Annotated in this window: 20 protein-coding genes and 2 tRNA genes; 1 reads left to right on the forward strand and 21 read right to left on the reverse strand. The window is 38.0% G+C overall.

Annotation, left to right across the window (positions count from 1 at the left end; genetic code table 11):
* Positions 1–6: 6 nt before the first annotated feature.
* The 5 genes from ACOVQ4_RS12840 to ACOVQ4_RS12860 all read right to left on the reverse strand — a co-directional run bounded on the left by ACOVQ4_RS12840 (position 7) and on the right by ACOVQ4_RS12860 (position 3,144).
* Positions 7–79 (reverse strand) — tRNA-Gly (locus ACOVQ4_RS12840).
* Between the two features lie 57 nt (positions 80–136).
* Positions 137–219, reverse strand: a tRNA-Tyr gene (locus ACOVQ4_RS12845).
* 242 nt (positions 220–461) lie between these two features.
* Positions 462–1,646, reverse strand: a complete 1,185-nt coding sequence (locus ACOVQ4_RS12850; RefSeq protein WP_421821038.1) for an outer membrane beta-barrel protein — start codon at positions 1,644–1,646, stop codon at positions 462–464.
* A 95-nt stretch (positions 1,647–1,741) separates the two neighbouring features.
* The gene (locus ACOVQ4_RS12855) at positions 1,742–2,563 is read right to left on the reverse strand and encodes a hypothetical protein (RefSeq protein WP_421821039.1); all 822 of its coding nucleotides are present in this window, start codon (positions 2,561–2,563) and stop codon (positions 1,742–1,744) included.
* Positions 2,564–2,571: 8 nt separating this feature from the next.
* The gene (locus ACOVQ4_RS12860; protein WP_421821040.1) at positions 2,572–3,144 is read right to left on the reverse strand and encodes an RNA polymerase sigma factor; all 573 of its coding nucleotides are present in this window, start codon (positions 3,142–3,144) and stop codon (positions 2,572–2,574) included.
* A 145-nt stretch (positions 3,145–3,289) separates the two neighbouring features.
* Between ACOVQ4_RS12860 and murI the strand changes: the two genes are divergently transcribed.
* Positions 3,290–4,096 (forward strand): glutamate racemase, encoded by an 807-nt coding sequence (gene murI, locus ACOVQ4_RS12865; RefSeq protein ID WP_421821041.1) that lies wholly within the window; start codon positions 3,290–3,292, stop codon positions 4,094–4,096.
* A gap of 57 nt (positions 4,097–4,153) precedes the next feature.
* Here murI and ACOVQ4_RS12870 read toward each other — a convergent pair whose 3' ends face one another.
* From ACOVQ4_RS12870 to ACOVQ4_RS12945, 16 genes are all read right to left on the reverse strand, one after another.
* Positions 4,154–4,423, reverse strand: coding sequence for a hypothetical protein (locus ACOVQ4_RS12870; RefSeq protein ID WP_421821042.1), 270 nt, complete (start codon positions 4,421–4,423; stop codon positions 4,154–4,156).
* A gap of 8 nt (positions 4,424–4,431) precedes the next feature.
* On the reverse strand, positions 4,432–4,971 hold the full coding sequence (locus ACOVQ4_RS12875; RefSeq protein ID WP_421821043.1) for a DUF420 domain-containing protein: 540 nt from the start codon (positions 4,969–4,971) through the stop codon (positions 4,432–4,434).
* 52 nt (positions 4,972–5,023) lie between these two features.
* Positions 5,024–5,749, reverse strand: a complete 726-nt coding sequence (locus ACOVQ4_RS12880; RefSeq protein ID WP_421821044.1) for an SCO family protein — start codon at positions 5,747–5,749, stop codon at positions 5,024–5,026.
* Between the two features lie 69 nt (positions 5,750–5,818).
* Entirely contained in the window at positions 5,819–6,136 is a 318-nt protein-coding gene (locus ACOVQ4_RS12885; protein WP_421821045.1) for a cytochrome C oxidase subunit IV family protein, read from the reverse strand.
* 68 nt (positions 6,137–6,204) lie between these two features.
* A complete protein-coding gene (locus ACOVQ4_RS12890) occupies positions 6,205–6,960 on the reverse strand; it encodes a cytochrome c oxidase subunit 3 (RefSeq protein WP_421821046.1) in 756 nt (251 codons plus the stop codon).
* Positions 6,961–7,012: 52 nt separating this feature from the next.
* Complete coding sequence (locus ACOVQ4_RS12895) at positions 7,013–7,609, reverse strand: cytochrome c oxidase subunit 3 (RefSeq protein ID WP_421821047.1); 597 nt, start codon at positions 7,607–7,609, stop codon at positions 7,013–7,015.
* Positions 7,610–7,653: 44 nt separating this feature from the next.
* On the reverse strand, positions 7,654–8,541 hold the full coding sequence (gene cyoE, locus ACOVQ4_RS12900; protein WP_421821048.1) for a heme o synthase: 888 nt from the start codon (positions 8,539–8,541) through the stop codon (positions 7,654–7,656).
* Positions 8,542–8,559: 18 nt separating this feature from the next.
* The gene (locus ACOVQ4_RS12905; protein ID WP_421821049.1) at positions 8,560–9,522 is read right to left on the reverse strand and encodes a COX15/CtaA family protein; all 963 of its coding nucleotides are present in this window, start codon (positions 9,520–9,522) and stop codon (positions 8,560–8,562) included.
* A gap of 140 nt (positions 9,523–9,662) precedes the next feature.
* Positions 9,663–11,552 (reverse strand): cytochrome c oxidase subunit I, encoded by a 1,890-nt coding sequence (locus tag ACOVQ4_RS12910; RefSeq protein ID WP_421821050.1) that lies wholly within the window; start codon positions 11,550–11,552, stop codon positions 9,663–9,665.
* 58 nt (positions 11,553–11,610) lie between these two features.
* A complete protein-coding gene (locus ACOVQ4_RS12915) occupies positions 11,611–12,723 on the reverse strand; it encodes a cytochrome c oxidase subunit II (RefSeq protein ID WP_421821051.1) in 1,113 nt (370 codons plus the stop codon).
* A gap of 119 nt (positions 12,724–12,842) precedes the next feature.
* On the reverse strand, positions 12,843–14,177 hold the full coding sequence (locus ACOVQ4_RS12920) for a quinol:cytochrome C oxidoreductase (protein ID WP_421821052.1): 1,335 nt from the start codon (positions 14,175–14,177) through the stop codon (positions 12,843–12,845).
* Between the two features lie 87 nt (positions 14,178–14,264).
* Positions 14,265–14,882: a c-type cytochrome gene (locus tag ACOVQ4_RS12925; protein ID WP_421821053.1), complete on the reverse strand. Its 618-nt coding sequence runs from the start codon at positions 14,880–14,882 to the stop codon at positions 14,265–14,267.
* Positions 14,883–14,939: 57 nt separating this feature from the next.
* On the reverse strand, positions 14,940–15,464 hold the full coding sequence (locus ACOVQ4_RS12930) for a DUF3341 domain-containing protein (protein WP_421821054.1): 525 nt from the start codon (positions 15,462–15,464) through the stop codon (positions 14,940–14,942).
* A gap of 84 nt (positions 15,465–15,548) precedes the next feature.
* Positions 15,549–16,955: an NrfD/PsrC family molybdoenzyme membrane anchor subunit gene (gene nrfD / locus ACOVQ4_RS12935; RefSeq protein ID WP_421821055.1), complete on the reverse strand. Its 1,407-nt coding sequence runs from the start codon at positions 16,953–16,955 to the stop codon at positions 15,549–15,551.
* A gap of 74 nt (positions 16,956–17,029) precedes the next feature.
* Positions 17,030–20,083 carry a TAT-variant-translocated molybdopterin oxidoreductase gene (locus ACOVQ4_RS12940; protein ID WP_421821056.1) on the reverse strand — a complete coding sequence of 1,018 codons (3,054 nt, stop codon included), beginning with the start codon at positions 20,081–20,083 and terminating at the stop codon, positions 17,030–17,032.
* Between the two features lie 104 nt (positions 20,084–20,187).
* On the reverse strand, positions 20,188–21,390 hold the full coding sequence (locus ACOVQ4_RS12945) for a c-type cytochrome (RefSeq protein ID WP_421821057.1): 1,203 nt from the start codon (positions 21,388–21,390) through the stop codon (positions 20,188–20,190).
* Positions 21,391–22,671 lie beyond the last annotated feature (1,281 nt).

The following is a 22,671-nucleotide window of genomic DNA, read 5'->3' on the forward strand; positions in this document are numbered from 1 at the left end:
CTTTAGAGCGGGAGACGGGGCTCGAACCCGCCACCTATAGCTTGGAAGGCTATCGCTCTACCAAATGAGCTACTCCCGCTTTTCTATAACTGGTTTAAAAGTTTCGAAATTAACTTCCCTGAAACCCTAAATTTTGTGGGGACAGATGGATTCGAACCACCGAAGACATAAGTCAGCAGATTTACAGTCTGCCCCATTTGGCCGCTCTGGTATATCCCCTTTTTTCTCTTTTGTTCTTGTTTCTTGTAACGTTCCCGTGAAAGAGTGTGCAAAACTATATAGATTTTTGATTAAGTCAAAACTTTATCGAAAAAAAAATTTTACTTTTTTTTCACAAAAACTCAAAAAACGTAGTTAAATATACCATAATACTTCTCATAATATTTTAAAAATCAGGGCTTAATAATCTACTTTTGTAAACTATTAAGCCCTGAAAAAAAAATATTTTTTTTTTGATTTTTTTAGAAGCGAATACCAAAACTTAAACCTCTCACCTTAGGCCCATAACCTGTTTGATACAATTCCGTCAAATCATAGTTGACAAATAAATCTGGAAAATCTTTTAATCCTAGCTCAAAAGCTAAGCCATATCTGAGGTTATTCAAGTAAAAACTACTGTGATTCCAAAGTTTTTTTCCACTATCTGATTCTTTTGTCTTTGTGTAGCTATCCAATCTATAGCCAACATATCCTCCAAACCCAAGATAGGTGACAGTGCTACTCTTTTTGAATGCTACATAAGGCATTACTGGTAGATTGATGTAGGCAACTGTCAATTTATTTCTAGATAAATCCACTGACTGACCTTTATCATCCACATAATCTTTGAATTCGATATTATTTGTTCCCTTTACAAGATAGCGGTTGTTTTCGTACATAAAGTTGTACCATGAAAACTCTAGTCCATAACTAATTTTCAAGGCAGCTTTACTTCCTTTGCTAACCGCCGCACTGCGGGTCCACCCAAAACCGAAGTAGCGTGAACCAAATGGACTTAACTCAAAGTCTTTTGTATTGTATATACCCCCAATCGCACCAGTGTTCGTAAAGCTATTCAATCCCAAATAGATATTGAATCCAGTGCGTGAAGCAAATTCACCATTTCGGCGAGCAACTTTTGCTGAATCTCTCCATACTACTCTTGTTTCTTCGCCACCATCTTTTACTACGACGCCATTGATACTTACATGTACTTCTTCAGAGCCATCTTTTATATGAACTCCGTTGAGCCCTACACTCACTGCACCTTTTGAACCATTTGAGCCGTTTCTTCCTGAAGTATTAGTCACTACTTGACTAGAAGCGTTTGCTTTGATGGCAACATTAATAGTTTTGGTATTTTGAGAAATCACCAAAACTGTATCTTTTGTAATATCGCTGTTTACGACTCTTCTAATACTGATCCAAGTAGCATCGTCCAAAAGCATTCCATTTTTTTGAAAAAGTGCTTGTAAGTCCTCCTTCAAGCTTACATTTGGCTTTCCTCCTTCGAGTACCGTTTGGTTTCGTTTATCTATTTTGATGACTGTTGAGTCTGCTTCAGTATTTCTTGCGATTGAAGGCTGAATCGCCAATACCATAAAAAATGCAATGATGTACAATTTCACCCAGTTTACTGTTACATCCAATTTACCTATAGATTCCATAATGTTATAATTTACACTCGATTTAGAAAGCTCTAATTTGTTTTGTTTTATATCTCCTAGATGCACGTAAAAAGAAATAAGTTGCGTGGAGTTATTTACTTTTCGTTATTTTTTATTTCTCTGACAGACTCTACGATAGTCTCTCTTGTATTCTCCAATCTCGCATCTGCGCGCGCTAGGACTTTTTGGGGCTTTACACCAAGCTCATTCCAATCCACTCCTTCTCCGTTTTTCACACGTTTGATTTGTTGCCAAAGCTTGCCAAACTTGGTAGTTTTTTTGGTATTGAGTTCTTCTGCCCATACCGATGGTCGAGGTCTTTCAGTTCCCCCTGTATCCATGGCATCTACCATTGCCAGTACAATCGTCTCTGTGGTTTTTACGGGACTGACAGGCTCAACTCCTGGTTCTACAACTAATACAATTGTATTGTTGGTTTGGGGTACAGATTGTATAGGATCAACTTTTGCTACCACCAGTTCTGATATTTCCTGTCTTTGCTCTGTCAAAGGATTTTGAGGTACCTGATGTGCCCTTGCTTTTGACGTTTGACTTATCGAAAGGTTTTTCTTAAGTGACTCCTGATGTGCTACTATCTCTGTACTTACACCTTTAGGCTTTGTCAACTGTGACTGCAACTGTGTATTTTGAGATTTATTTGTTGTTTTTTGTAGACTAACCTTGTTATTTGCTACAGTTACGTCCTGTTGTTTGTCTGTATTTATAGTCCAGTAGCCAACTGCTCCCAGAAGTAATACTACCGAGGCTGCTCGGGCGACCTTCCACCAGAGAGGTACTATCTTGGTTTCATTTTGCTGCAATTTTGCTTGCAATTTATCCCATGCCTCTGGTCTAGGCTTACGCTCATAATTTTGCAGGCGCTCGTTAAATAATTGATCTATATTGTGCTTTTCCATTTTGTCTGTTAATTAACTGTTGATTTTTGTTGTGCAATAGCATTTTGCAATATTACTCTAGCTCGTGATAGTTGTGATTTGGAAGTACTTTCGGTTATTCCTAACGATGCGGCAATTTCGGCATGAGAATATCCTTCGATAGCGTACAAATTAAAAACCGTTCGATAACCTATTGGTAAAGTTTCTATAAGCTTCAATAAATCGTCAACTTCCAATTGTGTACTAAATTGTTCGGGTTCGGGCTCATAAAGAATATTATCATAGCTCATTTCTAATTTAGCATTTTTTGTACTTCTCAAGTACATTAGTGCCTCATTTACCATGATTCTCCTAATCCATCCTTCAAAACTCCCTTCTAATTTGAAAGTATTGATTTTTTCAAAAACCTTCACAAATCCTTCTATCATTATTTCTTCTGCCTCAAAATCATCGTGTACATACCTAAAGCACACTCCGAACATTTTGGAGGAGTATTTTTCATATACTCTTCGCTGAGCTTTGGGGTCGCCTTTCTGACAGGCTTTGACCAGAGCTTCCTCGCTTTGAAAGAGTGATAAACCGCTTAGTTGTAAAATTTTCACGATAATTGTCTTGGTTTAGTTTGTAGTAGGTAGATGAAAAAGGTTGTAGAAAGGTTGCATGAGTTGGAATGAATTTTCAACTTTACGAAATTTTTTTGAAATATGTTTATATTTTTCGACTATTTCCTTTTTACTCCATACTTATATGCAAACTTCCGCTCCAATTGGAATTTTCGATAGTGGTATTGGTGGGCTTACAGTAGCACATGCTGTTACTAGATTGCTCCCAAATGAAAATATTATCTACTTTGGTGACACAGCACATTTGCCTTATGGCGACAAATCTGCTGCTGCCATTCAAGCTTATTCTATTAAAATTTGTAATGTTTTGCTTCAGCAAAAATGTAAGGTTATTCTGATTGCATGTAATTCTGCCTCAGCTGCTGCGTATGAGTTAGTAAAAGAATATGTTGGAAGTAAAGCCAAAGTAATTAATGTGATTGATCCTGTGGTTTCTTTTTTGGGTGAAAACTATGCCAATAAAACCATTGGACTAATTGGCACTAAACAAACCGTCAATTCTAATATATATCGTAAAAAGATTGATTTGTTAGAAAAGGGTATCACCCTCAAATCGTTGGCAACACCACTGTTGGCTCCGATGATTGAGGAAGGATTTTTTAATCATAATATCTCCGAAAGTATTATTAATGAATACCTTCAAAACGATACCTTAGATGATATTGAAGCATTAATTTTGGGTTGTACTCATTACCCTCTTATCAAAAAACAGATTAATCAATACTACAATGGCAAGGTTACTGTATTGGACACCTCCGAGATTGTAGCAAAATCCCTTTTCGAATATCTAGAAATGAATCATCTACTTAATGAGATGAATGCGCATATTCGTCACTTTTATGTTTCTGATTACACCCAATCATTTGAAACCTCAACCAAAATATTTTTCGGAGAACAAATTAGACTTCAACACTATCCACTTTGGGAATAGTAGTAGGTATGGTTCAAATAACAAAAAAACCTGTCTCTTGCGAGACAGGTTTTTTTGTTATTTGAACGCCTGTTTCAATTTTTGACGCATGATATCTTTTGGACTTAATCCTTGCTTGGAGGTTCTCCACCAAAGAAAACCAATAACCATTGCCAGTACATACGGAACAGACAAGAGATACAAAATACCTGTATTTAGATTAGAAGCGATTTGGCTTCTTCCATTTGAAACGGTACTCTCAACTACAGAACGACACATGGCGCATTGTGCCAAACTCATGGTAGTAGATACCACACTCAACAATAATACTAATAATATCTTTTTCATAAAATTGATTACTGATAATATGGAGAAATCATTAAATAGACAATTACACCAGTGACAGATACATAGAGCCACAATGGAAACGCCCATTTTACTACTTTCTTATGCTCGGCAATTTGACTACTCAAAGCAAAGTATATCGCTTTTAACACGAACCATACCACTCCTACCGACAATAAGATATGTGTTAATAAAAAGAAATAATAAACTGGTCTTAACAACCCTTCGCCTCCGTATGGTGTTGAATCATTTGAAATATGATACAATATATACAACACCAAAAATAATGCACCTTGTACAAAAGATAGCATCATCATTTTACGATGCCCCTCTAAGTTTTGTCTTTTAATGCTTATGAAACCTAATATTAAGGTAATAGAAGTGGTAGTATTTAATACGCCTATCACATGTGGCAATATTTTTGTCCAACTTCCTAAATCAATTTTTTGACGAATACCAATGAGTAGAGCAACCGCAACAGGAATTGCAATCGCAAGGATATTTACGATTTTATCGTTTTTTTTATCCTTCTGAATTGAGAAAGATGCCATATTCTAGTGGATTTTCAATTATATTTTACTTTTATCCTTATAACCTAAAAGTCTACTTTTCTGTTTCGTAAATCTTCTGAAGTACCTTTATTTCTAAAATCAATCGATCAACATCCTTCTTATCTGTTCCATCATAAAAACCTCTGATATAACCCTCCTTATCCACTAGAATAAGTTTTTCGGAGTGGATAAATGTCTCATCTGGCGTCTTTACAGCTTTGTCATATTCTGAAGCATCGGCAACTGGGATATAATAACCCTTTACAGCTAAGGGATATAATTGTTGGCGTGTTCCTGTCAGAAAATGCCATTTGCCAGGAATAGCATCGTACTGCTTGGCATATTTCTTCAGCATTTCTGGGTTATCATGAGAAGGGTCTACTGTAAATGAAGCAAATTCGACATCTTTATCCTGCCCGAAAGTATCCTGAACTCTAGTAAGTTGAGTAGACATTTTTGGACAAATAGAAGTACACCGTGTAAAGAAAAAGTCGGCCACGTAAATCTTACCAGCAAGCTGCTTATTGGTAAATGGTTTTCCATCCTCATTGATTAAAGTCCAATCAGGAATAGTATGAAAAACCGTATCCATATCGGGTTCGTCCCATTTGGGATGTAAATTTTTCTTCATTTTGATATAGCCCGTCGTTGAATCAATGACAGGAATCAATTTGGGAAGTTTGTAGTGATTTTCACCAAACCCTTTTAGAAATAAAAAAATTAAAGCTGGAACCGCTAATGCTACGATTAGAATTCCAGCTTTGATAACTTTTTGCATATTCATCATGCTTTATACTTGAATAAAATACAGGCTGGCATATTGCCAGCCTAACTTTAATTCGATTTCTCAATATAAGTGACCACCTTCAAAAAGCAATGCAGTCAACAACCATACAACAAAAATCACTGGGAGTAAAATCATCCAAATCAATGTTTTAACCTCGTGTTTCAAGTGCATGAATTCACCGATAATATAAAATGCTTTTACAACAGTCATACCAGCAAAGATTGCTACGCGTAAGCCATTGGCAGGCATTGTAAATGCAATTAAGAATTCAATTGCAGTCAAAATCAAAAGAATCCAGAATGTTTTCCAGATAGCTCCAGTTTGCGCTGGTGGAATTACTTTTTCCTCAGTTGAGTGTGAGTGTGCGTGAGATGCCATAATCAATATTTTTTTTAGATATATACAACATCAAAGATAAAAATCAACTTTGATGTTTTTCGTAAAGACTAAACCAGATAAAAGAATGTAAATACGAATACCCATACAAGGTCTACAAAGTGCCAGTAAAGACCCACTTTCTCAACCATTTCGTAGTGTCCACGACGGTCGTATAATCCTGTAGCAGTATTAAAAAACACCATCACAATCAAAATAACACCAGAGAATACGTGAGTACCGTGGAAACCTGTAATAAAGAAGAATAAGTCTGCAAATGCTGGAGGACCATAAGGGTTTTGCGTAAGATTTGCACCAACAATTGGGTTACCTAGAGCATCTTTAGCAGCTTTTGCTAAATCATGAGGACCTGCAATAAAGTGAGACCATTCCCAAGCTTGTGAACCTAAGAAAGTAAAACCACCGATGATTGTCCATAATAACCATTTTTCAACAGCTGCGCGATCGCCTCTGTGGCCAGCTTCGACTGCTAATACCATGGTTACAGAACTAAAGATCAAGATGAATGTCATAATACCAACAAACACCAATGGAGCTTCGCCGTGGAAGAATGGCATCGCCTCGAATACTTTCTCAGGGATTGGCCAGTGCGTTGTTGCGAAGTAGAACTTATCGTGGGCTCCTGTCCAAGCAGGTTGACTAAAACGGATCATTCCGTAAGAGACCAACAATGCTGAGAATGTAAAAGTATCTGAAAGCAAGAAGAACCACATCATTAGTTTTCCATAGCTCGCTTTCAAAGGTTCTGAACCACCCGCCCATGTCAGTTTCTCAGGAACAGCAGGTGCTGCGTGAATTGAAGACATCTTTTTTACTTTTTTGGTTAAATATTAATTACTAGATTATTGATTATCGTTATTAACGATTAAAATACAAGAAAAAGAACAAATACATCCAAAGTCCATCAAGGAAATGCCAGTACGTAGCACAAAGTTGTATTCTGGTTAGGTTATTCGAATTGATACTTAATCTGAAAGAAGATACCAACGAGAATAACAGTACAATCAAACCTGAGATGATATGCAATCCGTGAATTCCTACAAAAACATATATCCAAGAAGAAGCAACGTCGCTTCCTGAAAAGTGTAATTGATTCTTTACAAGGTCTGAAAAACCATACCATTGCATAAACAAAAAGGCCATCCCAAATGCAAAAGTAATAGAAATTGCTATTTTGAGTGTATTGAAGTTATCTTTTTTTGCGGCCTTTACTGCCAAATGCATAAACACACTACTCACTACCAATACCGCTGTAGAATACAGAAAAATATTTGGTAAGTCAAATTCATGCCAGTTACCTTCAGCTTTTCTTACTAAATATCCCGAAGTCCAACCTGCAAACATCATGGTAATCGATGCAATTGCAAGCCACAACATAAACTTTTTCGGGTTCATCGACATAGTTTTTACAGGTTCTTCACCCATATCTATATCTTTCAAATGTTCTTGTGTCATTTTATTTTGTTTTTGCTTGTTGTTTCTCTCTTTTGTTCTACACACTAAACTTTATCCATCAAAAAGGCAATCTGAACAATTGGCAGATAGATAAAAGAACCAAACATCATCATCAGAGCAGATTTATCTGTTGGCTTCATCATTAAGTAAAAGGTTTGAGATAAAAACAATACACCACAAAGTACTGCAATCATAGCTGAATTTACGCCAGTCATTCCGAGCATATATGGAACGAAGCCACATGGTACCAAAAAGATAGTATAAATCATGATGGTAATTGCGGTACGCAAATCTTTGTGACCATTGTTTGGGAGCATTTTGAAGCCAGCTTTCTGGTAATCCTCATCAGCCACCCATGCAATCGCCCAAAAGTGAGGAAATTGCCAAAAAAACTGGATTGCAAATAAGATTCCAGGCTCCAAGCCAAAGTGATTAGTAGCAGCAACCCAACCAATCATTGGCGGGAATGCCCCAGGAATCGCTCCTACAAATACAGAAATAGGTCCCACTCTTTTTAGTGGAGTATACACAAATCCGTACAAAATAAAAGAAAGAACGCCAATAACTCCTGATTTGAAGTTGAACTCAAAAAACAATATATAGCTTGATATGACTAATAAAATCAAACAATATATGCCAGCTTCTCTTGCAGATAATCGTCCTGTTGGAAGCGGACGTCCTGCTGTTCGTTTCATGAGTTTATCTAACTCAATTTCTTTGATTTGATTGACAATATTGGCAGCTCCTGTAATCAGCAACCCTGCTAAACTTATCAATATTAATCGTCCCCAGTCTATTCTTTCTACAGCAAGCGAATATCCAAATGCACCAGAAAATGCAACTAGAAACGATAATCTAAATTTTAATAACTCGTAATATGCTTTAAATTTACCAGCAATACCTATTGAGATGTTTTCGTTTGTTGTAACCATTTGTTACTTGACGTTCGTTTACGCCGTTTCTTTTTGAAAGACTTTTTCAGAATTGAGCAACAATAAAATCACAAACTGTAATCCAAGTGCTACAATTGCTAATGTTAAATGTACAGGCTGAATAAAAGCAGGTACACTGAAATACGCCATCACGGCGCCTGATACAATTTCAACAACAACCAATAGTACTAATGCCTTCAAAAACTTATACAGTATTCCTTCTGCTTGAATATTCTTTTTAAGTTGAATAATCAGATAAACATGTAAGCCTAATAATACTAATGAGAAAGAGCGATGTATGTAAAAAGACAAACCCAATTGTTCTATCCAAGTAGAACGGTCATAACCAAAAATCGGATTTGCTATAATTTTATCGATAGCCTCTCTAACTTGTGTACCAATCAAAACCTGTGCGGTAGACAAGAAAAGAAGAAGCATTAATATCTTACTTAATGTGGATTTATTTGTAACTTTTTCAGTTTCAGTAACTTCTGACCATCCTCTTGCGATAGAATAAAGTAGTACAAAAACTACCAAAATTGCTAAAAGCATGTGTGCCGTTACTACACCAGGCTTCAAGAATGAATCAACAACAAATTTTCCTAATGCGGCATTTGCTCCAATCAATACTACTGCAAGAAACGATAAGTAAATCAAACTCTTATCTCTTTTTCTGAAGCTAAATGAAGCCAAAAAGACGCCAAAAACAATAATTCCTGTAAATGCACCTACCAGCCTATTCACATACTCAATCCATGTCTTTACAGGGTTAAACTCCACTTCACCGTGAAGCTTCTCAGCATAAATTTCCTGATAATTTGAAGGTAATTGGCTTACCTCTGTGGGAGGAACCCACATGCCAAAACACTTTGGCCAGTCCGGACATCCCATTCCCGACCCCGTGCTTCTTACAATACCGCCTGCCAATACTAATAGGTAGATTGAGACAATTGTAACAAGACCAAGCTTACGGAACAACATAAATTTAAAATTGGATTTTAGATTGAATCAAAAAGAATCGAATCTTGGAAAAGTATAATTAGGTAAATCCTAAAATGAATTTGAGAATGTAGCGTGTAGATATTCCACACTCTACATTCTCAAATCAATATATGGAGCTATTAATGATTATAAACATCATTTTGAGCCGCCAACAAACCTTCAATTTCTTGCTCTTTAGCAATTTCTTCATTTTCCTCTGGCAAGTTCGACTCAGGCGTAGCTGAGAACGGAACATTTTGAGGGATGAAGTCTTCTGAAGCACCTGGTTTGCTATAATCATAAGGCCAACGATACACCGCTGGAATTTCGCCTTCCCAGTTTCCATGACCTACGTTGATTGGCGTAGTCCACTCCAATGTATTCGAATTCCAAGGGTTTTGCGTAGCTTTTTTGCCTTTGAAAATAGAATAGAAGAAGTTAAATGCGAAAATACCTTGAGCTGTAAATGTCAAAATCGCAGCGATTGAGATAAATGCGTTCATATCCGCAAACGTATCTTGCGCATTGTTTGCCAAAGCAGTAAATGAGTAGTAACGACGAGGGAAACCTGCGATACCAATATAGTGCATTGGGAAGAATACACAGTACACACCTGCAAATGTCAACCAGAAGTGAACATAACCCAAGGTCTTGTTCATCATACGACCAAACAATTTAGGGAACCAGTGATAAACACCTGCCAACAAGCCGAAGAAGGATGCAGCACCCATTACCAAGTGGAAGTGAGCTACTACGAAATAAGTATCGTGCAAGTTGATATCCAATGCAGAGTTACCTAGGATAATACCAGTAACACCACCCGAAATAAACAACGATACTAAACCGATAGAGAACAACATACCTGGAGTGAAGATGATATTACCTTTCCAAAGCGTTGTGATGTAGTTAAATGCCTTCACCGCAGAAGGAACTGCAATAATCAATGTCAAGAACATAAATACAGATCCCAAGAAAGGATTCATACCTGTTACGAACATGTGGTGCGCCCATACGATAAATGCAAGTACTGTAATACCCATCATTGAACCAATCATAGCACGGTATCCAAAGATTGGCTTACGAGCGTTGGTTGCAATAACTTCAGATGTAATACCCAAAGCAGGCAATAATACAATGTATACCTCAGGGTGACCTAAGAACCAGAACAAGTGTTGGTACAAGATAGCTGAACCACCTACGTTTGGAAGAGCCTCACCACCGATATAGATTTCAGACAAGTAGAATGAAGTACCAAAACTACGATCGAAAATCAATAACAAAGCAGCAGATAACAATACTGGGAATGACAACAAACCTAAAACAGCCGTCAAGAAAAACGCCCAAATTGTCAAAGGCATTTTTGTGAAAGACATACCTCTTGTACGCAAGTTGATTACAGTAGTGATATAGTTAACACCACCCAACAACTGAGAAACAATAAAGAATGTCATACTAGTCAACCACATTGTCATACCTAAGCCTGAACCTGGCATAGCTTGTGGAAGAGCCGACAATGGAGGATAAATTACCCAACCACCAGAAGCTGGCCCCGTCTCAATGAAAAGAGAGGCAAACATGATTACAGACGATAGGAAGAAGAACCAATATGACAACATATTCAAGAAACCTGAAGCCATATCTCTTGCACCAATCTGCAACGGAATTAAGAAATTTGAGAAAGTACCAGACAAACCAGCCGTCAATACAAAGAATACCATGATGGTACCGTGCATAGTTACTAGTGCCAGATAAAACTCTTTTTCCAGTTTACCTTCCACAATCCACTCACCCAATACTGGCTTCAACCAGTCGAGGTTCATGTCAGGGAAACCAAGTTGTAAACGGAAAATAATTGATAAAGCACCACCGAAGAAAGCCCAGATGATACCCGTAATCAAATATTGCTTAGCAATTGTTTTGTGGTCTTCAGAGAAAATATACTTTCTGATGAAGCCAGGCTCATGATGCTCGTGCTCATGGTCATGACCGTGTGCGTGAGCTTCGTTTGCGTGTAGTGTCGCAGTTGCCATAGATTACAATGATTATTCTAAATAGTATTTGTTCAAAACTCTATTTCAAAAACTTTGATTATCTTCTCAAAGAAGCTGTTGCAGGAGCAGCGCCAGCTGCAGCTTGAGTACTATCAGCTTCAACAGCAGGTGCTTCAGCTGGAACATACTTTTGAGCTTTTCCTTTCAATTTTTCAGGTACTTTAGCTAAGTAATCAGGGTTTTGAGTCAAGAATGGTTTTTGTTGTGCAGCCCAAGCTTTGAAGTCTTCAGGCTCATCAACAAACACTGTGATTGCCATACCAAAGTGACCACGACCACAAATCTCTGTACAGTTCAACTTGTAGTTGAAATCTGTTTTACCTAACTCAGCACGCATTTCGTCAGTAGATTTGTTTGCTACAAACCAGAATTTAGTAGGCATACCAGGAACGGCATCCATTTTAACTCTTTGGTAAGGCAAATACACTGAGTGAAGTACGTCTTGTGCTTTAATTTTCAACAATACAGGCACACCTTTTGGTAAATGTAATTCGTTCGCTGTAAAGTCATCGAATGAACTTTCATCAGAGAAGTCAATACCAATTTGGTTAGTATCGTCAATCAATTTGTAGTTTTGGTTACCCAATTTGTTGTCATCGTTACCAGCGTAACGTACATACCAACCAAACTGGTGACCTGTTACTTCGATTACCACTGCATTGTATGGAGCTTGACTTGTAATATCTCTCCAGATTCTCCAGCCTGTAAATACCAAAACGGCCATTACAATAGCTGGAATAATTGTCCAAATGATTTCTAACTTGTGGTTTACTGGATAGAAAGTGGCAACATTGTTTTTCTTGTAACGGTACAAGAAAGCAAAAACAAACAACAAAGTGTTAGTTAAAAAGAAAGCAGCCGTAACAATTCCCATTGAAATCCAGAACATTTGGTCTGTTTTTAAACCGTGTTCTGAACCAGCAACTGGTAAAAAGTCTGGCTGTGAGTGTAGGAAAGACCAAGCAGCGGCAATAGAACCTAATACAAGGAATACTAGAAAACCAAAGGCATTACCATTATTGGCCCCATCTACACGAGCATCAGAGTCATCAGCACCCTGAATACCTTTCGAAAGAGCAATACTCTTAGAGACAATCATAATTGCCAAAACTAAGAATACTACTGACAAAAGACCTATTAGATATGTCATGTCTGAATTAATTTATTGTTTTGAATCTAATTCTTAAAATATGATGTTCAGCAAAAATGTTTTACTGAATCCGAAAATTCTGAGAAAATAATCGGATGCCTAAAGGCATCCGATAGTTACTAAATATCGTGGTGAAGCGACTCTTCCAATAAAGGGTGGTTTTTCGCAACCAAAGACGCTTTTGTCAATTCCGTTGAAACAACATATACAAATGCTGAACCAAACAAAAGAACAGTACCAAACTCAACTAATCCAAATCCGCCATGAGGACCAACCGTTCCTGGCATAATCATTTGATAAAAGTCAAAGTAGTGACCAACGATTACAAAGAAACAACAGATTTTCAAGAAAATCGGAGTACGTTTTGCATCACGAGTCATCATGATTAAGAATGGGAAGAAGAAGTTCATAAACACGTTCAAAATTTCAACCGCTTTGTAAACTTTATTGTGACCTTCCCAACGCTCTAAGAAATAGATTGTTTCTTCTGGCATGTTTGCATAGTAAATCAATAAAAATTGAGCAAACCATACGTAAGTCCAGAAGATAGAAAATGCAAACATGAATTTACCTAAGTCATGCAAGTGGCTATCGCTAACATATTGCATATATCCTTTGTCTTTCAACAACAATACTGTTAATGTAATAGTAGCCAAACCAGTTACGTGCCAGCTAGAGAACATGTACCATCCAAACATGGTTGAGAACCAGTGAGTATCGATTGACATAACCCAGTCCCAAGCAGACAATGAAGAAGAAATACCCATTGCTACAACAAAACCAGTACCGATACGAACCATGTCAAAAAAGTTCTGAGTTCCTCCGTTCAAATCCTCTTCGATTGATTTTTTACGCATCATGTTCCAAAGAACAATCCATACAGTAAAGATTGCAACCAAACGAACCAAGAAGAAAGTGAAGTTCAAATATCCTTTTTTACCTGCGATAATTTTGTCATAATGCTCACTTGCCGGATCAGTGATTCCGTGGTGCATCCAGTGGAAAATCACATCGCCTTTGAATACAAATAACAAAAGCAATACAGGGAATGTAAAATACAAGAATTTAGGAAAAGCCTCAGGGATTCTTTTTACTACTGAAGACCAACCTGCTTTTGCAAGGTATTGAACAGCAACAAAGAACATACCGATTACGGCAATACCCGAGAAGAAAACACCATTCATCCAAAGGTTAACCCAAAGACGGTTTAGTGGATTCCAAGGTGATTCATGGTGAGAAACCGCACCACCAGATAGGTGCTCTCCGCCATGTTCTGCAGCATGACCTGCCACTGCGTGAGCAGCTTCGTGCTCACCACTTCCTAAGAAGAAAACGCCAATACCCAAAAGCACAGCACCAATGATCATCGCTGTGATCACTCTCTTGCGTGCCTCAGGAGTAAATTCATAAAACTCCTCGACGTTTGCTGGGGAAAAATGTGAATGTCCCGCCATTATACTTATAAGTTTGTAAGTTTAATAGTATGAAAGATTGCATCCAAGAGATGCTTTTTTGACTAAGATTACTATCCTAATCGGAGATTATTGCTTTTGCAATTCGTGTACGTAAAGCACAATTTTCCAACGGTCAGCCGATGAAATTTGTGAAGCATGAGGCCACATACGTCCTTTACCATGAGTAATAGTATGATAGATATGACCATCGTTTACGCTTTTCAAGGCGTCCGAAGAATAAACTGGAACCCCTTTGTACATTTTTGCTACTAAGCCATCGCCTTTACCACCTTCACCATGGCAGTGTTGGCAATATCTTTCATATTGAGTCTTACCTGCTTCAATGTTTTCTGGGGTTGCTGGATATGGATTTGACAACAAAGCCTCAGAAGAAGCCATATCGTCTTTATCGATATTACGAGCAATCATATCCATTTTCATCAATTTGCTGTTTACTGTGTCGCCATCAGCAGCCACAAATTTTTCACGTGGTACGGTTCCTTTAACAGGAGTACGCATATTCATACCGTAAGGGTTAATTGTGTTCAACTCACCCTCAGTCTGAGTCATTGGTTCGTATGCAACCGAGTGGTACATATTTGGCGCAAACTCTGTTCCTGTGTCATTATGGCTATCTTTACAAGAAGTTGCAGATAAAGCAACAACTCCCGATAAAAACAGACCTATGTATTTATTAGTTAACATATTTTTGATTTTAATTAGTCGTTGGACACTGTTCTAGGAATTCCTATGAATCAATGCTTAGAATTGCTTTACGTTTACTTCGATAGCACCTGAAGCTTTCAAAATTTCTTCGATCTCTGCTTCAGATTTTTTGTTAGTTCCCATGTTGATAGCCATGATGAACTTATCGTCAGTACTTCTTAAGTCAAAAGTCTTAGGTTGCTTACCTGGCCATAGGCTGTTAGATGCAAAGAATGTAAATACCATACCAAAAGCTGTAAACAATACCGTACCTTCAAAAGTAACTGGAATCCAGTCTGGCAACGCAAAGAAATCTTTACCACCGATAATCATTGGCCAGTCAAAAACCATTGTATAGTTGATCAAGAACTGTGCACAAGTCAAACCTGTTAAACCAAACATAAATGCAGCTATTGGAATTCTGGTACGTGGGTGTCCGATAGCCTTGTCGAGTCCGTGGATAGGAAAAGGAGTATAAACTTCCTCAATTTTCACGCCTTTCTCTTTTACTTCAGTTACTGCGTGTAATACCTCGTCCTCATCGTCGTAAACTCCAACCAAGTATTTTTCTGTTGTATTCATTTTAATATTCGTTATGTCTTGATATTGATTTCAAAAGTCAGAATTGGTGCAGTATTACACTGCACCACCTCTTTTGAATTATTATTAATGAGTAACTGATTCTTTTCCTCCGTCAGACTTCTTCTTGAATGGGTAGTTTGAAGACACCCCTTTCATTACAGATTTCACCTCAGCCATGTTGATTACAGGCAAGAATTTAGCGAATAAGAAGAATAATGTAAAGAATAAACCGAACGAGAAAATATAGTCACCAATATCGTACATCGTAGGAGAGAACATTGCCCATGAAGATGGAATATAGTCACGGTGCAATGAAGAAACGATGATTACAAAACGTTCGAACCACATACCTACGTTTACAACTACCGAAAGGATAAATGAGATAAGGATGTTTGTACGAATACTTTTGAACCAGAATAACTGTGGAGAGATTACGTTACAGGTCATCATCATCCAGTAAGCCCACCAGTATGGACCAAATGCACGGTTGATGAAACAGTAGCTTTCGTATTCTACACCTGAGTACCATGCAATGAAGAACTCAGTCAAATAAGCGATACCTACAACCGAACCAGTTACCGTAATGATAATGTTCATCATTTCGATGTGTTCCATTGTAATATAATCTTCCAACTTAAATGCCACACGCGTAATCAACAATAAAGTTTGCACCATCGCAAAACCTGAGAAGATTGCACCCGCTACGAAATAAGGAGGGAAGATTGTAGTATGCCATCCAGGAATAACTGAAGTAGCAAAGTCCATTGATACAATAGTGTGTACAGAAAGTACAAGTGGAGTAGAGATACCCGCCAAAATCAAAGAAACGTATTCATAACGAGCCCATGTTTTAGCAGAACCAGTCCAACCCATAGAGAACAAACCATACCAGAATTTAGAAGCCTTAGTTTGAGCACGGTCACGAATTGTAGCCAAGTCAGGAATAAGACCTAAATACCAGAATACCAATGAAACAGAAAGATAAGTCGAGATAGCAAATACGTCCCAAACCAATGGTGAGTTGAAGTTAACCCAAAGAGAACCAAATGCATTTGGAAGAGGCAAAGCCCAGTGAGCCAACCAAGGACGACCCATGTGAGCCAAGATAAATGAAGCAGCACATAATACGGCGAAGATAGTCATCGCTTCTGCTGCACGGTTAATTGAAGTTCTCCATTTTTGACGGAACAGCAACAATACAGCAGAGATAAGTGTACCAGCGTGACCGATACCTACCCACCATACGAAGTTTGTAATATCCCAAGCCCAACCTACGGTCTTGTTCAAACCCCAAACTCCAATTCCTTGCCACCATGTGTAACCTAAACAATAGGCACCATAGGCGAAAATCACACAAGACACAGAGAAGGCAATTTTCCACTCTTTCGTTGGTTCTCCTTCAACTTGCTTGCAGATGTCTTGTGTTACATCGTGATAAGATCTACCACCTCCTACGAGGGTTTCTCTTATTGGTGATACTACGTGCGACATATTTTAAGATTTAATAGTTTTAAATTCGTTATTTTCTAGGAGGAGAGGGCTTTCACCCTCTCTTAATTTCTTGCTTATGCGTGTTCCTTCGCTTCGCCTTCAGCTTTTTTTGCTTCTCTTTCTTTGTTACGAACTTTTACTAAGTAAGAGATACTTGGCTTAACGTTGATTTCTTCGATTACTCCAAATGCACGACCCACTTTTTCAGCTTCTAATACTTTAGAGATTTCTGATTCAGGATCATTCATATCTCCAAAAGTGATTGCGTTTGTTGGACAAGACTGAGCACAAGCCACTTGGATTTCTCCATCTTTTGGTCTTCTCTTCTCTTTCTTAGCTTCCAACTTGCCAGCTTGGATACGCTGAACACACATTGAACATTTTTCCATTACACCACGTGAACGAACTGTTACGTCTGGGTTCAACACCATACGACCTAGGTCGTTGTTCAAATGGAAATCGAAATCGTCAGTTTGGAAATAACGGAACCAGTTGAAACGACGTACTTTGTATGGACAGTTGTTTGCACAATAACGTGTACCAATACAACGGTTATAAGTCATTTGGTTCAAACCTTCTGTCGAGTGAGTAGTAGCCAATACAGGACATACCGTTTCACAAGGTGCATTGTTACAATGTTGACACAACATTGGTTGGAATACTACTTCAGGATTTTCAGAAGCAACTTCCAATCCTTTCAAATCTTCAACGTCGGCATCAGAAGAATAATAACGGTCGATACGCATCCAGTGCATTTCACGACGATTAATAACTTCTTGACGACCCACTACTGGAATGTTGTTTTCAGCAGAACATGAAACCACACAAGCACTACATCCTGTACATGTGTTAAGGTCAATCACCATACCCCAAGCGTGGTTGTTGTATTTGTGACCGTTCCACAATGATATATCAGTTGCAGTTTTCTTACCTTCAGCTGTTAAGATTTCTGGTTTGAAACGACCTGCCTCTACGTTCTTTTTGTATTCAGACAATACAGTTTCTTGTACAACCGACTCACGAGCCATTACTGTATTGTGCGTTTGTGTTTGAGCTATCTTAACCTCTTCTCCAGTGGCCTTTATCGCTACTTCACCCGTGTTGAAGAAGGCTAATGTACCATTTACTGAAGAAATAAAAGGATACGCATTTGCACCAACGCCATCTGCTGATTTACCAGCTTTTGTACGACCATAACCAATTGCTACAGCGATTGTTCCATTGGCTTGACCTGGTTGAACTAACACAGGCAATTTGATAGATTTACCACCAACCGTCAATTCAGCCTCCTGATCTTGAGTCAATTTCAATTCAGCAGCAGTTTTTTGAGATACTGCCAAATAGTTTGTCCAACAAGCTTTAGATACTGGCTCAGGCAATTCTTGCAACCAAGGGTTGTTAGCTTGAGAACCAGTTCCCATACTTACTTTCTCATAAATAGCCAATTCTAATTTATCAGAAGATGCTTTGTAATTCTTAGCAATTGCTGCGCTAGCATCAGCCAAGTTTACAGCAGGAGCAGCAGCACTTGGAGTTGAACCAAACTCATATACGCCATCATGCAATACTTGAGACCATTGTACTTTCCCAGCCTTCAAAATGTTGCCAGTCCAGTTAGCCTCCAAATAGGATGCATAGTCAGCATTCAAACCAGCCCAAGTTAATAAGCTAGATTGTGTTTGACGTGTTGCGTAAATAGTTGAAATAGTTGGCTGAGTCAATGAAAAATACCCTTTTTTAGGCTCAGCATCGTTCCAAGACTCTAAGAAGTGTGAGTCTGGAGTATTGTATTTTACTAAAGACGCTGTTTCGTCTGCTCTATCATTTGTTGCAATAGTTAATGCAATTTTAGGAAGAGCTTCGGCCAATTCTGCACCACGTGGATGGTTATAAACTGGGTTTGCGTTATAGAAAATTACCGCAGAGATAGCTCCAGATTTAGCTTCAGAAATGAATTGATTCATTTCTGCATCAGACCCCTGACGGTAGTTAGCTGGTGTTCCTAAATCAATTGTTGTACCATACGCACCAACCAATCCATTGATAGCAGCTACAACTGATTGAACAGAAGCGTCATTTGAACCAGACACTACGATAGAAGCACCTTTTGTTGCAACTAAATCAGCAGCGGCTTTCTCCAAATATTCAACTTTCACACCTGAAGTTGCCAAAGTAGGGGCTCCAACTTTTGCCGCAACGGCATTATAAAGAGCTGTTGCTACCAAACCTTCTTGAGATGGTTTGTATGTTGCACGGTAGTCAGCATTAGCACCAGTGTTCGACATAATTGTCTCAAACTGATAATGACGTGACATATCTTTGTTACCATCTTTTGCAGAAGATACACGACGAGTTTTAGCCCATTGCGATGCAAATTCTGATGGAGAAATCCAAGTACCTAAGAAATCAGCTCCTAATGAAACAATAGTTTTAGCTTTGCTGAAATCGAAACTTGGCAATGCTCCATTTGCTGCTACCAAACCTGACAACGAGTTTGCATCATAAGTTACAACCTTCGTAGTTGGGTATTTAGCAATAAAGTCACCAATTACCTTCTTCGTAGTAGGAGACAAGATAGAATTTGTTACAATTCTGATTTGACCACCTTTAGAAAGGCCTGCAACGATTTCTTTATCTACCGAAGCCCAAGAAGCAGATTTTCCTGCAATCATTGGCCCTTTCAACTTTTCGTTGTCATAAAGGCTCAATACAGACGCTTGTACACGACCTGAAAGAGCTCCTTTTGAAACAGAAGAAGCTTTGTTACCTTCAATCTTGATAGGACGACCTTCGCGGGTCTTCACCAAAATAGAAGCGTATTCACCGCCATCAACAAATGTTGAAGCATACCAGTTAGCGATAGTAGGCTCAACATCCTCTGGTTTATTCAAATAAGGAATCGTATTCTTAACAGGAGCTTCGCAAGCTGCCAACGCTACCGCTGACATCCCGAAACCTAACACTTTTAAGAAATCACGACGATGAGAACCTGTACCATCAAAGATAGCACCTTCTTTTTCGTCTGCTGATGGGGCATCACCGAATTCACGGTCTGCATATTTAACGAATTCAGCATCGTTTTTTAACTCCTCAATTCCTCTCCAATACCTTTTTGTAGTATTTTCCATATATATTATAATAGTATAAACAGAAACTATTGAATATTAAAATGAAGTAACAAGTCAGAAGCAAGAAAAACATTTATGCTTTTTGCTTCTGACAGGTTAACTTCTTAGTAGTGACATTTTGAACACTCCAAACCTCCGATGTTAGCAACTTTCAAAGGCTCTTTGTTTTCTTTATTGTGAATTTCTACAAGCTTGTCATAGTATGCGTTGCCTTTTGTATTCACGTCAGTTTTTCTGTGACAGTCAATACACCAACCCATAGTCAAAGTCGAGCGTTGTTCTACAACTTCCATTTTCTGGATTTCGCCATGGCAATTTTGACACTCCAAACCAGCTACATTAGTATGTTGCGCATGGTTAAAGTAGGCCAAATCAGGCAAATTATGAACGCGAATCCACTGGATTGGCTCATCTTTTTCGATAGCACGGTAGATTTTCTGAATTTCTGGTGATTCACGCTTGATAGTATTGTGACAGTTCATACAGATATTCGGAGAAGGAACGTTTGCACCTTTACCTTTATAAACACCTGTGTGGCAATAAGCACAGTTGATTTGGTAGTCACCAGCGTGAAGTTTGTGAGAGAAGTGAATTGGTTGCTCAGGAGCGTATCCTTGGTGAATACCCACACCATAAGCTGCATCAATAGTAGCCTTACCAATCAACAAAGTAATTAAAAGAGCTGCACCTGTTTTGAAAGCGCTATTAGCTGCTAATCTCTTACCATTCTCCGCAATTCTTTGCAACAATGGAATACTTTCTGCCTCTTCAGCTGGAACTGAAGCTAACTTAGAGAGGGTAGTAACAATAGACAACAATGCAACCAATACTAATACCATTACACCAAGTAAAGCGATAAGGATGTACTGTAGCATTCCTCCGTTAGATTCCGCTGCTGGCGCTGCTGCACCCGCTGCTGGAGCTGCACCTGCTGCCGGAGCCGCTGGAGCGGCATTCTGAGCGTCGATGTAAGCAAGTACGCTCTTGATTTGAGCCTCCGAATAATTCGGATATGCTGTCATCTGAGCCTTACCAAATTTGTTGTAAAGATCATTAGCATATTTGTCGCCACTAGCGATAACTGCCTGAGGGTTATGAACCCACTTTACAATCCAATCCAACGGTCTTCTTTGACCTACACCTTGAAGGCCTGGCCCCACTAAAGGTTCTGCACTTGTATTGTGACAAGCCGCACAGTTGTTTTTGAAAATTTGCTCTCCTTCTGCTACATCCTGAGCATTTACTCTTACAACCGAGGCAAACATTCCCAGTAGCATTGTCAAAGCAACAATTTTCAAGCGTTTCATGGTTATCATAAGAATCTATAAACTAATTTTAATAATTAAGTACAACGCTAAACTATTTACCTAATAATCTGAGACTTCCGTTTATTTTTAAGTTTTCAAACTCAAAAATTAGGGCAAAATGTTAGAAGAAACACACTATTTCGGGTCACAAAAGTACAATCGGAATAATTACGAACCAATTTATTTATTATTGATTTTCAGCAAAATTAGTATAGTCGTGAACTATTTAGAATAATTCTAAGTTATTTCTAATTTTGTTGAATATACGGCTTAAAAATCTCCTATATAATTTCCACAAAATCAGAGAGTTCATTTTAATTCATTTAGCCTTGGCTCTTCAGCATTTATACGACTCTTTTCGCATTCAATTAAACCTTCGAATTTAGCTCATTTTTTTGATTCCACCATCCTTGTCACTGTCCTATTTGTATTCTTTATTATGATTTTTATCATTTTTTTTCTCAATAATTATATAATCAAAATACCATAGTTACATCATAGATTTTGTAATCTTTTCAAAAAACTAATTCTTGGAAAAATACCAAAAAATCTTTCTCCTCAATGTTTGCATCTTTAGGAATAATTATGGCAAATATTTATTCTTAAAGAAAACTAAAATCAGTAAATTTTTACGCGTCTAACTTCGCTATTAGCAATTGATTATACTGTTTTGTTCGATAACTTATTGATGAATACATTTGTTATTTCCAAATATGCATTCGGGCCGAATTACATTACTCCTATCAGCCATAAACATTAGGCTGTAAGCCCCAAGCCAATGAATAAAAGTGTTTATTATGACTATATAAAGACCTTTAGGAATTTAGCTACGGGCTTTTAAATGTATTTGTAGTTATTGAAAAACATGTTAAAACTATTGCCTAGAAGCAAAAGCAATCAACTAAAACCTGATTTTGCAAAATCATCTAAGTAATCGTGCACAATTAGATTTAACTTATGAGTTTAGGCACTAGGCAACAGGCACAAGGCAAAGAGTGTTAAAATGTTTTTTAGTCAGGATAGATATGTTTTTGCCGAATGCCCAAAGCTGAAAGCCAAAGGCTCAAAAATTAAATTTTATTTTGCCCACCAACTTAAGTATTTATACTTTAATTTAAACGATTGATGGTAAGATAATTCGTAGGAAAAGAAGAGGTTTGAATCTATGTAAGAATACAGCCCAAGCTTGGTAAGTGTATTTTTTGATAATTGATGAGGCCATAAAAAAGCAAAAAGCGCAATTAGCAAAGACTAATTACGCTTTTGGAGGTCTCGAGCGGA

Source organism: Flectobacillus sp. (genome assembly GCF_049240685.1).
Classification (GTDB): domain Bacteria; phylum Bacteroidota; class Bacteroidia; order Cytophagales; family Spirosomataceae; genus Flectobacillus.

Excerpts from the sequence above, each read along its gene's own strand:
- ACOVQ4_RS12850 (WP_421821038.1), bottom strand. The coding sequence starts at position 1,646 with ATGGAATCTATAGGTAAATTGGATGTAACAGTAAACTGGGTGAAATTG.
- ACOVQ4_RS12855 (WP_421821039.1), bottom strand. The coding sequence starts at position 2,563 with ATGGAAAAGCACAATATAGATCAATTATTTAACGAGCGCCTGCAAAAT.
- murI (WP_421821041.1), top strand. The coding sequence starts at position 3,290 with ATGCAAACTTCCGCTCCAATTGGAATTTTCGATAGTGGTATTGGTGGG.
- ACOVQ4_RS12870 (WP_421821042.1), bottom strand. The coding sequence starts at position 4,423 with ATGAAAAAGATATTATTAGTATTATTGTTGAGTGTGGTATCTACTACC.
- ACOVQ4_RS12875 (WP_421821043.1), bottom strand. The coding sequence starts at position 4,971 with ATGGCATCTTTCTCAATTCAGAAGGATAAAAAAAACGATAAAATCGTA.
- ACOVQ4_RS12880 (WP_421821044.1), bottom strand. The coding sequence starts at position 5,749 with ATGCAAAAAGTTATCAAAGCTGGAATTCTAATCGTAGCATTAGCGGTT.
- ACOVQ4_RS12885 (WP_421821045.1), bottom strand. The coding sequence starts at position 6,136 with ATGGCATCTCACGCACACTCACACTCAACTGAGGAAAAAGTAATTCCA.
- ACOVQ4_RS12890 (WP_421821046.1), bottom strand. The coding sequence starts at position 6,960 with ATGTCTTCAATTCACGCAGCACCTGCTGTTCCTGAGAAACTGACATGG.
- ACOVQ4_RS12895 (WP_421821047.1), bottom strand. The coding sequence starts at position 7,609 with ATGACACAAGAACATTTGAAAGATATAGATATGGGTGAAGAACCTGTA.
- cyoE (WP_421821048.1), bottom strand. The coding sequence starts at position 8,541 with ATGGTTACAACAAACGAAAACATCTCAATAGGTATTGCTGGTAAATTT.
- ACOVQ4_RS12905 (WP_421821049.1), bottom strand. The coding sequence starts at position 9,522 with ATGTTGTTCCGTAAGCTTGGTCTTGTTACAATTGTCTCAATCTACCTA.
- ACOVQ4_RS12910 (WP_421821050.1), bottom strand. The coding sequence starts at position 11,552 with ATGGCAACTGCGACACTACACGCAAACGAAGCTCACGCACACGGTCAT.
- ACOVQ4_RS12915 (WP_421821051.1), bottom strand. The coding sequence starts at position 12,723 with ATGACATATCTAATAGGTCTTTTGTCAGTAGTATTCTTAGTTTTGGCA.
- ACOVQ4_RS12920 (WP_421821052.1), bottom strand. The coding sequence starts at position 14,177 with ATGGCGGGACATTCACATTTTTCCCCAGCAAACGTCGAGGAGTTTTAT.
- ACOVQ4_RS12925 (WP_421821053.1), bottom strand. The coding sequence starts at position 14,882 with ATGTTAACTAATAAATACATAGGTCTGTTTTTATCGGGAGTTGTTGCT.
- ACOVQ4_RS12930 (WP_421821054.1), bottom strand. The coding sequence starts at position 15,464 with ATGAATACAACAGAAAAATACTTGGTTGGAGTTTACGACGATGAGGAC.
- nrfD (WP_421821055.1), bottom strand. The coding sequence starts at position 16,955 with ATGTCGCACGTAGTATCACCAATAAGAGAAACCCTCGTAGGAGGTGGT.
- ACOVQ4_RS12940 (WP_421821056.1), bottom strand. The coding sequence starts at position 20,083 with ATGGAAAATACTACAAAAAGGTATTGGAGAGGAATTGAGGAGTTAAAA.
- ACOVQ4_RS12945 (WP_421821057.1), bottom strand. The coding sequence starts at position 21,390 with ATGAAACGCTTGAAAATTGTTGCTTTGACAATGCTACTGGGAATGTTT.